This is a genomic window from uncultured Sphingobacterium sp. (assembly GCF_964277905.1).
In the GTDB taxonomy this organism is placed as follows: domain Bacteria; phylum Bacteroidota; class Bacteroidia; order Sphingobacteriales; family Sphingobacteriaceae; genus Sphingobacterium; species Sphingobacterium siyangense.
In genome coordinates this window covers 52,987-68,404 of record NZ_CAXYKD010000001.1, presented here as the reverse complement: position 1 = coordinate 68,404, position 15,418 = coordinate 52,987, and the positions used below count along the sequence as shown (strand labels likewise).

The following is a 15,418-nucleotide window of genomic DNA, read 5'->3' as shown; positions in this document are numbered from 1 at the left end:
CGGACCTTTTTCATGCCTTCCCATAAGCCATAGACAAAGCCGATCCGCTCGGTTAATGGATTAGCAATTGGCCTACTTAGTCGGCTAGGGGTCTAATGGTTCATCAGGATCGATCGTATAGGCCTCTTCTTTTGCCTTGAACTCGATGATCACATCTGAAATTCGTTTACCCAATGTATAAGGAATATACCCCAATTCACGTATACAACGATCGCCCATTTTTTCCACCGCATCAATGTGCACTTTACTACTGTTAACGATGGCGTATTTCTCTTTCGGAAAACCATAATTCAACAGGATACGTGCTGTATTACGCAAGTTTGTGGTTGTATGTCTCGCATGTGGATCAATCAATATTGCCGTTTCAGGTACTCCCATAATCTCGATCAGATACTTTTTCATTTCTATTGCCTCAATAAAGCGAGTCTTATAGGGATGTACTTTACCGCCAGACAACACAATAAAAGGGGCCAGTTTTTCAAAGTAGCTTCGGGCTGCCATCCGCGCACGTAACATTCCACCGGGACTAATAGGCTGTCCATACACCTCGGGGCCTGCACCTAAGGTCAGTAACAGACTATAGGGATAGCTTGAGAAATCGGTATTTTTGACCGCTTCGTAAGCCTTCTTGTTTTCGTGTTCAATCAGCGGCTCTAGTTGTGCCGCGTCCCATCGCTCATTAATTTCCAATAAGCGTACAGCAGTCATCATGGTCAAAAAAAATGCTGTTTTATGTGTTGGAATATCTTTGCGGACGTCTTGGCAAACATCGCCCAAAAGATGAAGATAGGCCGCACGTTTTACATCGAAAGAGATCGAATCTATCTTGGGGTAATTGGGACTTTTACCTCCCCCATAGACGTCCACCACATAATTCATTGCCTTTAAATCCTGTTTCAAGGCTTTCGTAAAATAGGCCTTTGCCGTTTCATGATGCAACACACCATAGGTCATTGATGGAATAAGACTAGCCTGAACAAGCTGGTCCAATTTCTTGTTATGGCCAATTTGCTCCGCCAAATGCTCTGCCAACAGGTCAATTTCGTTATCCTGCCATTTGAAGGCATTCAAATAGCACATGAGATCGGGACAACTAGCACTCTTGTTAAAACGTTCGAACCGTTTTTCCAATACCTGTGCTATCGGCTTGGAGCCCATGAGCTCCTGTATAAGGACAGGGTCTTTTAAGAGCAAATAGGATGCATAATAATTCTTCTTGATCAGCCAATCCTGTGGACCTACAGGCATATTGTTTACTTGCCCTTTGGAAATATGCAGGCAGCATATTCCAAAGACAAGTAACAAGATCTTTCTGATATTTTTTATCATATCTATTCCATTGCAGATTAATAACCAGGGTTTTGATACATACGTGCCGGATCCAGCTTATATTCATCAAAAGGAATTGGATAGTATCGATCTTTTGTCGAGATATTGGAGATTTTAGCATTTCCATAATCAGCCTGACTCTTCGTTTTGAAATAAGTCACCAGTTCTTGTGCATTATAATTACGGATCAAATCAAACCAACGTTGGTTTTCAAATGCCAGTTCTACACGGCGCTCATGCAATATGGCCTCCTTTAAGGTTGGATATTTACTACGATAAGCCGTATTCAACATGGAAGTAGCATATGAAGGCAATCCTGCACGTTCACGTACCTGATCCAAAAGCGCGATAGCTTCAGCATCTTTGCCCAAGTGATATTTTGCTTCTGCCAATAACAGCATCACATCGGCATAACGGATCAAGATCCAGTCGTTTCCGCCCCAACCATTGGTACCTGCAGCATCACTGTTATCCCTAAATTTGGTTACAAACCAATCGTTAACCTGTGTATTTGCGGCAAACTTCACAGAGAAATCTTTTCGGATATCGCTTTGCTCGTAATCTTTGACCAGATCTAGTTTTGCCACTTCACCTGCACCTGTCGAGTTGTAGCGGGAGTTGATGGTTTCTCCCCGTGCTTGATAATTACGGGCAATACTTGAGCTATAGTTTTGGTCACCTTGTTTGTACTGAATCTGAAAAACTAGTTCTTTACAGCTATTCTTCTTGGTCACATCGAAAACATCTGCGTAGGGAATTTCGTTTAGCTTGCCAAAAGTTCGCATTTGGTAGGCCGCATTGAGGTACTGTTCTGCTTTCGCAAAATTCTCCGCATTACCTGATGTCTGCGTTGCACCTAACGTTAAGTATACTTGCCCCAAAATTGCATTGATGGCCGATTTAGATGCTCTGCCGATAACGTAATCTTTTTGTGTATTGGGAAGATTGCTGGACAATGCCTCTGTCAAATCCTTAATGATCTGTTCGTACACAACCGACTCTTTTTGCCGAAAAGCTAATTCATTTGCTTGCTCTTTACTGGTCACCTGTACCGTAGATAATGGAATATCTCCGAATTTACGCACCATATGGAAATATAATAATGCACGAACGAATTTCGCTTCCGCAATATAACGTTCTTTTAATTCTGCACTTGTAAAAGTCACATCGTCGACATGTGAAAGAACTACATTACAACGACTGATTGCCGCGTACATAGCCGACCAATGTGTCTTTAAATAGGTATTACTTGGCAGCAACGAAAAGTCATTAAATTGGAATGGCTCCCCGGCGTTGGATTGGTTATCATTACGTCCACTATTATCCGAACGTTCCTCATTATACAATGTACTGGATTCTCCGATCGTACTTCCCGAGCGAAGGGACTGGTAAAGACCGTTAACCGCCAAGAGCACATCATTTTCTGACTTGAAGTAATCATCAATCGTAACGGCGTTGGGATTTTTCTGATTTAAAAAATCTTTGGTACATGAAGACAATGCCAACAAAACAAAGGGTAATATATATCTTTTTTTCATCCTGTTATTTTTTTATTTTTCATCAGCCCACCTAACTGCAAAGAGCAGTCTGAAGGACTATTTTTACAATACTGGAGCTATTAACACGGGCTTTCCTTGATGTTCCTACGCACAACAGCTCCTCGATCCTGCTATTAGAACGTTACTTTCACACCAAGGTTATATGATCTCACCAATGGATAAAGCCCATAATCCACACCTGGAGTCAGGTTGCCGCGTTGATTATAATCCGGTTCCGGATTGTAGCCTTTGTATTTAGAAATCGTAAATGGATTGTCCACGGTCGCGTAGACCCTTACCCCAGAAAGTGTTAGCTTTTCTGCTAGACTTTTGGGAAGATTATAACCCAAGGCAATATTTGTCATACGCAAGAATGAACCGTCCTGCAGATAAAAATCGGAAAGACGTGTACTGTTACTTTGCGTACCGCCACGTGATGCACGGTAGACTTTACCATTTCCCGGATTTTGAGCCGAACGGTAGCGTTGTGCGACATCCGCATATTGGTTACCGGAGCCTTCCATATTGTAGAGGTAATAATCATAGCCATCCAGCACTTTATTCCCCTGGGAGCCATTAAATGATGCGCGTAGATCAAATGCCTTATAGCGTGCGTTGACGGCAAAACCATAGGTGAAATTAGGATGCGGATTGCCAATCACACGTTTATCGGCATCATTGACGATACCATTGCCATCTACATCTTCAAAATAAAGATCTCCTGGTTGTAGCGGGGTTGTTGAAGCCGCAGAAGGTGCGACAGTTTTATAGTTTTCCTCTGTTGCAACACCCAGAACTTTGAAACCATAGAACATACCAATTGGACTTCCTTCTTGTGTAATATGCGTTAAGTAGGAACGTTCAGCACCATTCGTCAAGATGGTAGAAGCCCCACCAAGATCGAGCACTTTATTTCTGTTGACATTGATATTCCCACTGAATCCTAATTCAAATTCATTTTTGCGAATCAGTGTTGCATCAATCTGTAGATCAAAACCTTTATTCTGCACCTTCGAATTTGGCAGATTGGTCAAGATCGTTGTTGATCCAGATACAGCGGAGAGTGGCTGGTTGAATAATAAATTGAAGGAACGGCTCAGGTAAAAGTTGGTCATAATGTTGAGGCGGCCTTTCAACAAACCGAGATCAAGACCGGCGTTGTATTGCGAAGTTGTTTCCCAGCTCAATTTTGGATCGAGTAGATTGCCTGCCGTATAAGAGGTCTCGACTTTATCCCCAAGGATCACACCCGCTGGTGAGTTGATCACGGATATCGCATTGTAATCACCAATATTATTATTTCCACTACGTCCCCAGCTCGCTCTTAGTTTGACTGTCGATTGTTGCCCTAACCAATCCGCATAAAACTCTTCCTTGGAGAGGGTCCACCCGGCTGAAACCGATGGGAAAGTTCCCCATTTACTGTTCGGTCCAAAGCGCGACGAACCGTCTGTACGAATGGACGCCGAAAGGAAATATTTCGAATCAAAGCTGTAATTTACGCGGCTGAAATAAGACTGGAGCGTTGTCGTACGTTTGAACGTATCGTCTTTTAGCAATTGGAAATTAGAAGGATCGGCTCCTTTATCTGTAATTTCCCCAATTGCATTATTATTAAAACCGTTGGCTCTCACACCTTGATAATCGTAATCTGTTCGTTGAGCCGAATAGCCCAATAACGCAGATACCTGATGTTTACCACCAAAGGTCTTGTTATAGTTTAACGTTGTTTCCAGCAATTTGTCCAATTCATTTTTTGTCTTGGCATCTGCATAGGCAGCAGAAATTGCCTGCGGTGAAAACGGTTTGTTGTTTCCATCAGATATACTTGTCGGACGGAAATAATCATACTTCTCGTCATAAGTAGACAGTCCACCGTTTACTTTTAGATTTAGGCCATCCATAATGGAAAAATCTGCAAAGGCGTTGTATACTCCTCTCTTTCCACGACGGTTGTTTTTAATCTCAGTAACATAAGCCAGTGGATTTTCAGGGTTCTGGATACCGTAATTATTCGCCGAAAGATCAGCCATCAGGTATTTAGCATAGGTCCCATCTTCATTATAAACCGGCAGTGTCGGCAGATAGATTAAAGCCGCCATAGACGGGCTTCTGTCGTAACGGCCTGTCGTCACCTCGTTATTGTCGTTATATGTAAACGAAACATTTGCGCCGACGGTCAACCTCTTGCTTACTTTGCTATCGATATTGGCACGAAAATTAAAGACTTTTTGATCCGTCCCCAGCATGATCCCTTGTTGATTCTGATAAGATCCACTTAGGAAATAGCGATTTTTTTCGTTACCGCCATACGTAGAGAGATTATGACGTTGGAAAGGCGCATTACGGTATAAGGCATCCTGCCAATCCGTATCATATTTCGCTTTTTTTGCTGTACCGGACGCAAAGTCATAGTAGTCTTCAGGAATACTTACTGAACCGGCATTTCCGACATTGGCGATACGCGTTTTATTATCATCAAAGCGTCTACTATCGCTCCAAGCGATCCCTTTCGTAGCCAGAAGGTCTTTATAGGAATTGTTACGACCATCAATCAAGAGATCAATAAACTGTTCCGAATTTAAAACATCGATTTTCTTGGAAAGCTGACCAAAGCCCCCCAATACTTCGTAGTCCACATTACTTTTACCTTCCTTGCCACGCTTGGTTGTAATCAATACAACACCACCAGCGCCACGGGATCCATAGATCGCAGCAGAAGCGGCATCCTTTAAAACATCGATAGACTCAATATCATTGGGGTTGATATTGAGATTATTCCCTGCTGGATAACCATCAATAACGTACAATGGATCCGAACCAGCATTGATCGAGCCCATTCCGCGAACACGCATTTTGGTCCCATCATATGGAGCACCACTTGTTTGCATCACCTGTACGCCCGCTACTTTACCAACCAATGCTTGGGATAATTTTGGTGCGCTCAAATTGAGTTCCTCGGCCTTAACGCTAGCGATTGCGCCAGTGACGTCCGACTTTCTGATCCGCTGATATCCGATAGAGATGGTCACCTCTTCCAGTGTGTTTTCATCGGTCTGTAGGGAAAATATCTGCCCATTGGATTGGGTAACAGCTTGCATAAGTCTGCTATACCCAATAAAAGAAATACTCAGATTATCACCCATTTCGGCTTCGATCTGAAAATTTCCTTTTTCGTCAGACTGAACAGATTTTTTACTTTTCAAATTTTGAACGGTTGCTCCTGCGACAGCATTTCCTTGGGCATCGACGACACGGCCTTTAACGATCCCTTGTGCATACGTAAATTGTGACGTGGTTAGTGTGAGCGATTTGGCTTGAACAGCGGGTGAGCTCGCTGCAATGGCACATAACAACCAAAAGACATTGTTGGCTTTAAATTTCATAAGTAGCGCATTTGATTTATGGGTACAAGATTACAAATGCTATATGAAGGCAGAGTCAATAAAACATTAACAGTTTTTAACTAAACCGAGTTAGCAAGCCACGAAAGCTTAACAAAAAGGTAATACTAAAAAGGCGACTGTGTACTCAGCCGCCCTGCAAAATAGCTATAAATATATTGAAAAAGTGCTGTGGTAACTTTGTATCGACTAACGCGTTTTTTTGAACGTATAAATCTCCGTAAATTTCCCCCGCCGTCCAGAAGGCTGGACAAGATAATACGTCACATGTATGGTCTTAGTTGCTGGATCATAATAGTTATTTGCCGTATTGTCGATCTCGCCATACCGTCCACTACTATTGGTACCCTGTCCATAATAGTTTGTCACCCCTGTGACCTTATTCGTTGCATTGTCAAACGTGAATATCGGGCTCCAATTGCCGAAATATGAATTTGATCCCCCTGCGTTAAAGTAATAGGAATGTGGAGAACTACCGTTATTGAAGGTTGTATAATTAATTTCACTGGTATTACCTGTGAGCGTAACAAGATTTGCGGTCTGTGGATAGATCCCCGTGAATGCAGCATTAACATAGTCCTGATAGGTTCCTGTGACCTCATAAATACCATCGTACTTATTTTTTATCGACACCGCATAAACCCCCTCGGCATAATTTCCGCTGATCTTTCCTCCTGTCGCAGACTGGATCTGAACGCCAAGCGCATAGGATTTGGTAAAATCGATGGCAGTAAAACGTGGAGGATAAATTTTAATATTCAAGATAGCTTCTTTTCCCCCTTTGGGGATGATAACATCATAAGTGTCCACAGCATATAAACGAGTAGGCAATGCTTCATATTTAGATTGCCAGGCCAGGTTGTATTTTTCAACAGAGCCGTCGTTTATTTTCAAGGTTAGCTTCAGCTCTTCTGTGGCACCCTGTGCGCCTGTCAACTGAACTTTTACAGGCAGCGTCACAACGTCCAGGGCTTCAAAAACAGTCGTCACAGCACGGGCAATTGCCGTACTGCTTGTCCGTGCAGGAAGTACAAGCTGCACGATACCTGAACTTCCACCATCTTCAAAGACACCTTTTTCTTTCACGCAGCCCCAGAGCGTCATACTCAAGGCAACAGCTGCCACGCCTAATAGTGATTTTTTATTTATTTTCATTGATTTTCAAGCTTTAGTTGATGATGTTGATCAATTGATATCCCAAAAGATTGGATCCGAAAATCCATTCGTCAATTTGGGAACGTTCGCATTTAAATTTATTTCAGTCTGTGGGTAAAGATTGCGTATTGGAAGTTTATCCGCGCGGGGCGACCCCGATTGGACCGATGCAAATGTTTCCGTGGCAACTTGCGAACCATTGACAATTTTTGGATATCCTGTACGGCGAAATTCGTTCCAGGCCTCATGACCATGGAAAAAATTCAAGGCAATATATTTCTGCGTGATGATAGCCTCCAACCGTTGTGCGGTTGTGGTAGCCAATGCATAATTGACAAGATAATTTGTACTATTTTCTGTTTTATAATTCGCAGCATCGTTAGCAGGTACCTGTCCTGTTGCTAACGCGTTGGTCGCATTCTTTTCCAGATAAGTAAATGAAGCTAAAATGCCTTTTTCGAAGTTGGTTGATGCCGAGCCACTAAGCTCGTGCCCATATAGAGCCGCCTCGGCCAATAAGAAGTATGTTTCCGAAGCAAGAAATATAGGTAAACCCGCGGTTCGTCCTTTCAATACACCTAGGGCATCTGCATTTCCTATTCCAACATACCAGACATAGTCATCAGAATTGGGGTTATTAACTTCATCGCCGAGCTGACCGATGGATGTATTGGGGAAATTTCGGAACGTAAGCTTGCCCCGTTTTTCATCGGTTATTTTACGACCGTCATAGAACGTAAACAGATATTTAGAAGGCACATAATAATTGGCTGCCGTCGAAATTGAACCTGCAGTTGAGCTATGAAAAGTTGCAAATAGGGGGTTCTGTGTTGCCGTGGCCTGATATCCGGGATCTACGAGTACATCATCGATCAGAAATCCATCCGCAGAGAATTTACTAAAAGCCGATTGGACAAAGCTGTCAATAGAAGTGCCTCTTGCCCGCACCAAAAGACGCAATTTAAGGTTGTTAGCAAACTTAATCCAGTTATCTAGATTACCAGCAAACACCGGATCGGTCTTTTTCGATAAACTCCGGTAATTTAGATCACCTTTATACTGCTTAATATCCGCGATAATTGCATCGAGCTCGGTAACCAAAGCTTGGTAAACGACGGCATCATCGTCAAACTTAGGAGCCAAGTTGTTATCTCCTTGGAGCGCTTCCGTGTAAGGAACATCTCCGTAGGCATCAACAAGCAACTGATAATTGAATACTTTAAAAATGCGCGCTATATCGCCAAAGAATTTATACTCGGGACTTTTTTGTGCATAATTGATAATAAACTGATAATCGCGAAGATTGTTGAACACATTGTTCCACAATCCAACATTGGTATTGGATGTAATGTTATAGGTATAAGTATCTCCATAACCGCCAATTCCACCACCTGGAAGCTGATATCCAACCAAAAATGCGCCATACGAATGATAGCTAACGATATTGGAAGCTGTGGTCGCGATCGCCTGCGTCAACACCAGGTCAGGTGTTATGGTCGCTTCGGTTGCCGCATTGGGATTTTCATTGATATCCAATTGCGAACAAGAAGATAGTGCAATGATGATCCCAAGGGACAATATATTTTTCAAATGTAATTTTTTCATTGAGAATAAGTGTATGATAGTTCACTAGTTAAAAAGTAAGGGACAGTGTAGCCCCAAAATAGCGTGTAGGTGGAGTCTGCCCTGTCGTCGAGACCCCTATGGCATTGTTATCATTGGCACTGTAATCGGGATCGGTATACTCGTTGGATTTAGGGGTAAATAGCAAAAGATTACGTCCTTGGATGCTGACCGAAGCAGCTTTAACACCTTTTAGGCGAGAAAGGACACGCTGTGGTAAGCGGTAGGAAAGCGAGGCCTCGCGCCATTTCCAGTAATTACCCGAAATCACATAATTGCTGTACACGCCCCTATTGTATGTGCCCGAAGTCCAAAATCCAGCTCCGCCGTCTGAAACTGTAATATGATCATTGGTTACATATTGACCACTGGTAGCATCTAAATAAGAGGAGTTTGGAAAGACAAACGCCTCCCGATTATAGTAGGCACTTCGAGCCGATGACCCGCCAAAATCAAGCGTGCTACCGAGGTCTATAGCGGCAAATTTGTACCCACCACGATATTCAAAAAGGGTGCTGAAAGAGAAATCCTTCCAGCGTAAAGAAAGATCAAGGCCCAGGCGGTGACGTGGTGTGGTATTGCCAAGTATCTTACTTTCCGAAGCCACGGAAGGGTAACCTGTATTTACGTCGACGATGACACGCCCCTGCTCATCACGGGCATAATCGGAAACGATGATCTGATTCAGCTCCAGCCCCTTCTGCGCATAGATCACACTACTTCCATTAATAGAAATACGATCCAATCCGGGGTAAAGATCCTGTAAGATGTTTTTATTGTGCGTATAGTTTCCGCCAACTGTTAATTGGAAATCCCTGCTACGAATAGGCGTGATATGCAAAGCGGTTTCGACCCCCTCGTTCGTTACTTTACCCGTATTGACATAAAATTGGGAATAGCCGGAAGAAATTGCTATCCCGGCAGGAATCGCCTGTCCTGTTGTTCCTGTATGATAGTAGGTGAGATTTGCATCAATGCGGTTATCCCACAATCTAAAATCGGTACCAAACTCAACCCCTGTAGTAATCTCTGGTTTTAAATTAGATGAAACAATGCGGCTTCCCTGAGAAAAGAAAGTTCCGCTACTATATCCTGTAACTGAGGAGAAGGTAGGTACCAGCGAGTAAGGATCCACGTTGACATAGCCAGTGCGCGACAGACCACCTCTCAACTTCCAGTAATTGACAATCGAATTGTCTTTTAGTTGCTTAAAGGCATCCGTTGGAATGAAAGACAAGTCTACAGAAGGGTAGAAATAAGATCTATTTGCTTTGCTGAGGACTGATGTCCAATCGTTTCGGCCTGTAGCATGTAAGAAAAGGTAATCTTTGTATCCGACCAAGAGGTCACCCCATACCGCAAATGTACGTGCCAGTGTATTCGATTCGCTGGCACCAGCTTCCCCGATTCGGTTCGACACGTTGTAAAGCCCCGGGATCTCAAGACCTGATGCCGAAACAGCTACCGATTTATATCGTCGGCTAATAGCAGTACCGGTCAGATTAAAGTTGAAAGAGAAGTCATTGACATCTTTTTTTATCCCTATCTGAAGATCATGGTTGATACGGGCACTGTTATATTCGGTGTCCGAAACACCACCCGCTAAATTGGTACGTCCAATTGTATTGACAGAATAGCTCGAATAAGTCTGTTTGGGTGAAACAGATTTTGAATCATACCATCGGTTGGAAATTGAGGGCCTATAGGTAAACTCCAACCAAGTTGTCGGACGATACTTTAGTTCGATTTTGGCTGTCAGATAGCTGTTTTTTGTTTTCGATCGATAATTATCCGCTGTCCAATAAGGATTTAAGTACCAAGGATTGTACCAACCGTCAGGTGTCGCAAAAGGATTATTGACATAGTCTTTGTAGCTCAATAGTGGAATATTGGCTGGAGTCTGTGTTAACTGCGTATAAATGGAGCTTGTCGCTGAGGTAATATCATAAAAGTTCTCGACATAACTCGCTGAATAATCCAGGGTCAGATTGGGATAAAAAGCTCTTGTACCGTTTAAACGAAAAGAGATCCTGTTGTATTTATCGCCGGGGGTTGTTCCTCTACCGGTAAGATATTGACCGGCAATATATTGCGAAGATTTATCATTTCCGGAGGAGATCGAAAGATCGGTTTGGTTATTGCGGCCGACATTCCAAAAATCAAATCGATCATTACGTGCTGAATAAGTACCATATTGCTGTTCCCCATTTTCCAAAGGATTACCGATCGCAACGGTAGACCCGTCGAAAGCAGGACCATACTGTTGGTTTTCTTCGGGGTTGTAGATCTGTGTACCCGAAGTGGATCCCGCACCAAACTTATCCTGTAACTTCGGAAAGAAACTGATTTCTTCCAACGTAAAGGTATTACTCAAGTTGATCGCGGTACGTCCCGCCTGTCCTTTTTTCGTTGTAATGATTAACACCCCATTGGATCCTTCAGCTCCATACGCAGCAGCACCTGAAGCTCCATTCAGAACCTGTACATTTTCTACATCTGCAGGATTAATATTGTTGAGCAGATCACTGCTCACAACAGCATTATCCAACACGATTAAAGCTGTATTGTCGCCCAATAAAGATCTGTTTCCCCTAAGCACCAACCGGTAATTAGGGTTCACACCACTGCTGATCTGATTGATCTGCAATCCCGGTACCTTCCCCTGAAGCCCCCCAGCAATAGTCGGTGATTTTCCTTGGGTGAGATTTTCGCCGGTGACCTGCGTTGTTGCATAACCCTGCTCGCGGGGAGTCCTGAGAATCCCCCCTGCTGATACCACAACTTCATCCAACACAGATTCCTCTTTCAGTAACACAACATCCAACGATGATCGTCCTTTTAAATCAATGTGACGGACCTGATAGCCTATGAAGCTAAATATAAGTTTTTCGGAAGCTGCGACACGGATGCTATATTGACCATCTCTACCTGTTTGTGTGGCCTCCTTCGTATTCTCCACCCGGATAGAAACTCCAGCCAAAGGAGTACCATCCGGTGCAGATACAATTCCGCTGACTTTACGAGAAGACTGTGCCTGAACATGGATGGCAAAGAGGATCCCCAACAAAAAATAGATTAATTTTTGTTTCATTGTAATTTTCGATTAATAAAAGTGTAGCATGTCACACAGGGACAAGGCAATGCCCTAGGGGCATTTGCTCGGCATCCCTTTTTGCGACAAAAAAGTGTAACAACATGAGGTAAACCCCATATCGTCAATGAATAAAATAGAGGGAGTAGTTTAGACCTACATATATGGAATAGGCATGCACATTCGTGCTTGGGAAATATAGGCTGAATCAACAACATTCACTGTCGTTGTAGCAATGGATTTTTTACGGGATAAAATCGATAACTGTCTTTTCATAAATTCTGTATGTTTACTGTTTAATCAATGATATATTTAGAAAGTTGGAGTTCCAAATCTTCACCACGAAGGTTTTTGGCAATTATTTTTCCATTGGGATCGATCAGAAAATTTTGAGGAATCGATCGGATATTATAAAGCTTAGCGACCTGGTTATCCCAAAAATTAAGATCCGAAACCTGATCCCACTCTAATTTATCATCTGCAATAGCTTTTAGCCAATTGTTCTTTTTGCCAGGTTGATCTAAAGATACGCCGAGCACGGTAAATTTTTTGTTTTTTAGGGCATGATAAGCTTTTAAGACATTTGGATTTTCATGACGGCAGGGACCACACCAACTTGCCCAGAAATCCAACAACACATATTTACCTCGATAATCAGCAAGGGAAATATTTTTACCTTCTGGGTTAGCTTGCGTAAAAGCCGGAGCAATCTGTCCGATCGACGTCGCTTTGGTTTGATCAATCTGTAGTGCAAAAGCTTTTCCTTTTTCCGAATGACGTATTTCTGGACTGAGCTGTTTGAAATATCGATCCAGGTCCTCAGCTTCGGGAGCATAGCCAACGACCTCTGCAATACGGTCTAGGCTGACGAAAGAATTGGGATTCTCTGAAATAAAGGTTTCCAGGATTTTTTTATTCTCAAGCTGATAGTTTTCGCTGAGCTGTTCAATTTCCTTTTTGAATTCAGGGGAGTTTCGTTGCTCTTGGCTTGCCGAAAAATATTTTGTATTCAGCGCATCTCGCAAAGGGGCAATTTTTTCAAGCCGCGTCTTTAATTGGCTAAGCTCCGTATTTGTCTTTCCTCCTTGAACCGATGGATTTTTCAATGAATCGGTAGACTGAACCTTGATCGCTGTGTTTTCAAGATAGAATGTCAGACTTTTTGAACGTTGCGCTAAGGCCAGTGTTTTACCTACCGTTAGGCTAGCTATTGTCGGATCGGCAATCGTATAATTGAATTGAAATGTTCCATTTGAACCGATGTTAACCGAATCGACGCTGCGTTGAGTACCATTCCGATAGCTTAGAAAAGCTTTGTCCTGCGTGGCATAGCCAGTCACTCGACCGCTTAGCAGGGCAGTTTTATGCTGCGCCATAATCGCTGTAGAGAAAGTGAGCGATGCAATCAATGTAAATACTTTAGTCATATGTTTATTTTTAAAAAAAACTACCAAATAAGTAGACTATTCAAAAATAAGTGGTTTGACTATTCATTTCCAACAGTTAGGTAGAAAATATTCCTATATTAAATGGTGCTATGAACATTTAATACGCCTTAGTGGGAAAGATTTTTCGAGGAGGCAACAGTAGTTTTGAAATAAATAAAAATAAAGACTACTATATAAGTAGATTATATTTTCAAATTACTTATCTTTGGCTATACCAAACCCTGTGTTCACATTAATTTGAATTCTACTAACCATGAGCAATGTTACATCACAAGAAATTATCAAAGCCGTTAAAGAGCGTAGGAAATATCTCAAGATATCACAACGGGCAATGGCTGAACAGCTATATATTTCCTTAAAAGCCTATCAGAACCTTGAGATTGGAACGACGAAGATAGACATTGAACGTCTACAGCAAATTGCGGATATATTACAAACGGATATGAATAGTTTGATCAATCCTCCGACAGCTCAGATAAAGGGAGAAAAATCACCCTTAACAAATGAAAAGCAGCTTTTACGGGACAAAGAAAGTTATATTTCTTATTTGGAGGAGAGTTTACAGTTTTACAGAAATCTTATTAAGGAGAATAATCTGATGTAGCCAAAGAGCTTCAAATTAGAAAAGGTATGCTTGACATTCTTTATGAAATTCATAGACCACCTAGCGCTTTCGTATGGTGACGCTATAAATCCGGAAGATCATTAAAGCCAGGGTTGCAGAAAAAAGAATATTGCCGATCAATTTTAGAGGTTCAAATTCATGGTATCCGACCTGCTCATTAAGATCTGGGCTATAACCACTTCCTTCCCTATAAAATATCCAGGGAAATCCTATTGTCAAGTTGCCGTCAACATCAAGTTGATTATGATAGAAACAAGCTGTCAAAATAGCAAAAACACCAATAGTCCCAACAAGAATTTTGCATAATACTGGTACTATTGATGTTTTACGTTGTTCAGGTTTTGCATGCATGATTAAATATAGCAATTCATTTTGATTGCATGTTATAATCACTATCGTTTCCCTATTAATGGCTAGTTATGTTTACACATTTTGATCGTCGTATTTTACAAGGTTGATTAAACTTAACATAGCATTATGCTGTATGTGTTGTTTTATCTCTCACCATCATTAATTCAATTTCTCATATCCGGTCTTTCGATCAACCGGATAAAAAGAATACCTTCCTTCCACATTTCTGACGACCAACCTGTTTTGCTGAATGAGTCCATACAGTACATTTTTCAAATGCCTTGGATAAATCTGGAGATGAACCTGTCCCGTTTCCTTAACTTTCCGAAACAGTTGCCAAGGAGCTGCACCATGCCCAAAGAATTCCAGATCCAATAGCCCTTCAATCTTTTGGCGCACATGTAACATCGCATCCGATTCAAGCTGGATATCTTTTTCAGCTTTCCATTCCTCAAATTGCAATGCAATTGAAGACTTTTTTTGCGAGACAAACTGCCAGGGAATTTCAATAGAATAATGCCACCTGACCTCGTCCTCTTCAATATGAAGACGGACGAGACGTTCTTCGGTAGCTTCATATCTTTCGCGATGGAATTCCATCGGTTCAATGCATGAGCTCATGTATATTCGATCCAGCAAGATCGATTCTTGGGTCAAAAAACCTCGTACTTGATACATTTTTTCAAAGTCTAAATATGCATGATCAGGTCTACCAAGCAAGAACGACAGTTCTTCAGGCCTCCAGCCCTTTTCTATCCTCCGTTTTAGATAGGTGTACCATAGTTGAAAGTCGTGCGAATACATCATTCCCCCATAGGATGCTTTTTGTGGAGATACTTTTTTGATCATTATAG

At 42.1% G+C, this 15,418-nt stretch carries 10 protein-coding genes; 1 reads left to right on the top strand and 9 read right to left on the bottom strand.

Annotated elements, in window-relative coordinates; genetic code table 11:
- Positions 1–84: 84 nt before the first annotated feature.
- The 7 genes from ACHWSC_RS00255 to ACHWSC_RS00225 all read right to left on the bottom strand — a co-directional run bounded on the left by ACHWSC_RS00255 (position 85) and on the right by ACHWSC_RS00225 (position 13,567).
- The gene (locus ACHWSC_RS00255; RefSeq protein ID WP_394675422.1) at positions 85–1,329 is read right to left on the bottom strand and encodes a YdcF family protein; all 1,245 of its coding nucleotides are present in this window, start codon (positions 1,327–1,329) and stop codon (positions 85–87) included.
- Positions 1,330–1,346: 17 nt separating this feature from the next.
- The gene (locus tag ACHWSC_RS00250) at positions 1,347–2,867 is read right to left on the bottom strand and encodes a RagB/SusD family nutrient uptake outer membrane protein (RefSeq protein ID WP_394675421.1); all 1,521 of its coding nucleotides are present in this window, start codon (positions 2,865–2,867) and stop codon (positions 1,347–1,349) included.
- Between the two features lie 134 nt (positions 2,868–3,001).
- The gene (locus ACHWSC_RS00245; RefSeq protein ID WP_394675420.1) at positions 3,002–6,253 is read right to left on the bottom strand and encodes a SusC/RagA family TonB-linked outer membrane protein; all 3,252 of its coding nucleotides are present in this window, start codon (positions 6,251–6,253) and stop codon (positions 3,002–3,004) included.
- 207 nt (positions 6,254–6,460) lie between these two features.
- Positions 6,461–7,426 (bottom strand): DUF1735 domain-containing protein, encoded by a 966-nt coding sequence (locus ACHWSC_RS00240; RefSeq protein ID WP_394675419.1) that lies wholly within the window; start codon positions 7,424–7,426, stop codon positions 6,461–6,463.
- Positions 7,427–7,456: 30 nt separating this feature from the next.
- Positions 7,457–9,031 carry a SusD/RagB family nutrient-binding outer membrane lipoprotein gene (locus ACHWSC_RS00235; protein WP_394675418.1) on the bottom strand — a complete coding sequence of 525 codons (1,575 nt, stop codon included), beginning with the start codon at positions 9,029–9,031 and terminating at the stop codon, positions 7,457–7,459.
- A gap of 28 nt (positions 9,032–9,059) precedes the next feature.
- Positions 9,060–12,140, bottom strand: coding sequence for a SusC/RagA family TonB-linked outer membrane protein (locus tag ACHWSC_RS00230; RefSeq protein ID WP_394675417.1), 3,081 nt, complete (start codon positions 12,138–12,140; stop codon positions 9,060–9,062).
- A gap of 296 nt (positions 12,141–12,436) precedes the next feature.
- Complete coding sequence (locus ACHWSC_RS00225) at positions 12,437–13,567, bottom strand: redoxin domain-containing protein (protein ID WP_394675416.1); 1,131 nt, start codon at positions 13,565–13,567, stop codon at positions 12,437–12,439.
- Between the two features lie 274 nt (positions 13,568–13,841).
- Here ACHWSC_RS00225 and ACHWSC_RS00220 point away from each other — a divergent pair, with 274 nt between their 5' ends.
- A complete protein-coding gene (locus ACHWSC_RS00220) occupies positions 13,842–14,192 on the top strand; it encodes a helix-turn-helix domain-containing protein (protein WP_394675415.1) in 351 nt (116 codons plus the stop codon).
- A 60-nt stretch (positions 14,193–14,252) separates the two neighbouring features.
- Here ACHWSC_RS00220 and ACHWSC_RS00215 read toward each other — a convergent pair whose 3' ends face one another.
- Complete coding sequence (locus ACHWSC_RS00215) at positions 14,253–14,564, bottom strand: hypothetical protein (protein ID WP_394675414.1); 312 nt, start codon at positions 14,562–14,564, stop codon at positions 14,253–14,255.
- A gap of 159 nt (positions 14,565–14,723) precedes the next feature.
- A complete protein-coding gene (locus ACHWSC_RS00210) occupies positions 14,724–15,413 on the bottom strand; it encodes a hypothetical protein (RefSeq protein ID WP_394675413.1) in 690 nt (229 codons plus the stop codon).
- Positions 15,414–15,418: the final 5 nt, after the last annotated feature.

Coding starts and splice junctions, on each gene's coding strand:
- ACHWSC_RS00255 (WP_394675422.1), bottom strand. CDS start 1,329: ATGATAAAAAATATCAGAAAGATCTTGTTACTTGTCTTTGGAATATGC.
- ACHWSC_RS00250 (WP_394675421.1), bottom strand. CDS start 2,867: ATGAAAAAAAGATATATATTACCCTTTGTTTTGTTGGCATTGTCTTCA.
- ACHWSC_RS00245 (WP_394675420.1), bottom strand. CDS start 6,253: ATGAAATTTAAAGCCAACAATGTCTTTTGGTTGTTATGTGCCATTGCA.
- ACHWSC_RS00240 (WP_394675419.1), bottom strand. CDS start 7,426: ATGAAAATAAATAAAAAATCACTATTAGGCGTGGCAGCTGTTGCCTTG.
- ACHWSC_RS00235 (WP_394675418.1), bottom strand. CDS start 9,031: ATGAAAAAATTACATTTGAAAAATATATTGTCCCTTGGGATCATCATT.
- ACHWSC_RS00230 (WP_394675417.1), bottom strand. CDS start 12,140: ATGAAACAAAAATTAATCTATTTTTTGTTGGGGATCCTCTTTGCCATC.
- ACHWSC_RS00225 (WP_394675416.1), bottom strand. CDS start 13,567: ATGACTAAAGTATTTACATTGATTGCATCGCTCACTTTCTCTACAGCG.
- ACHWSC_RS00220 (WP_394675415.1), top strand. CDS start 13,842: ATGAGCAATGTTACATCACAAGAAATTATCAAAGCCGTTAAAGAGCGT.
- ACHWSC_RS00215 (WP_394675414.1), bottom strand. CDS start 14,564: ATGCATGCAAAACCTGAACAACGTAAAACATCAATAGTACCAGTATTA.
- ACHWSC_RS00210 (WP_394675413.1), bottom strand. CDS start 15,413: ATGATCAAAAAAGTATCTCCACAAAAAGCATCCTATGGGGGAATGATG.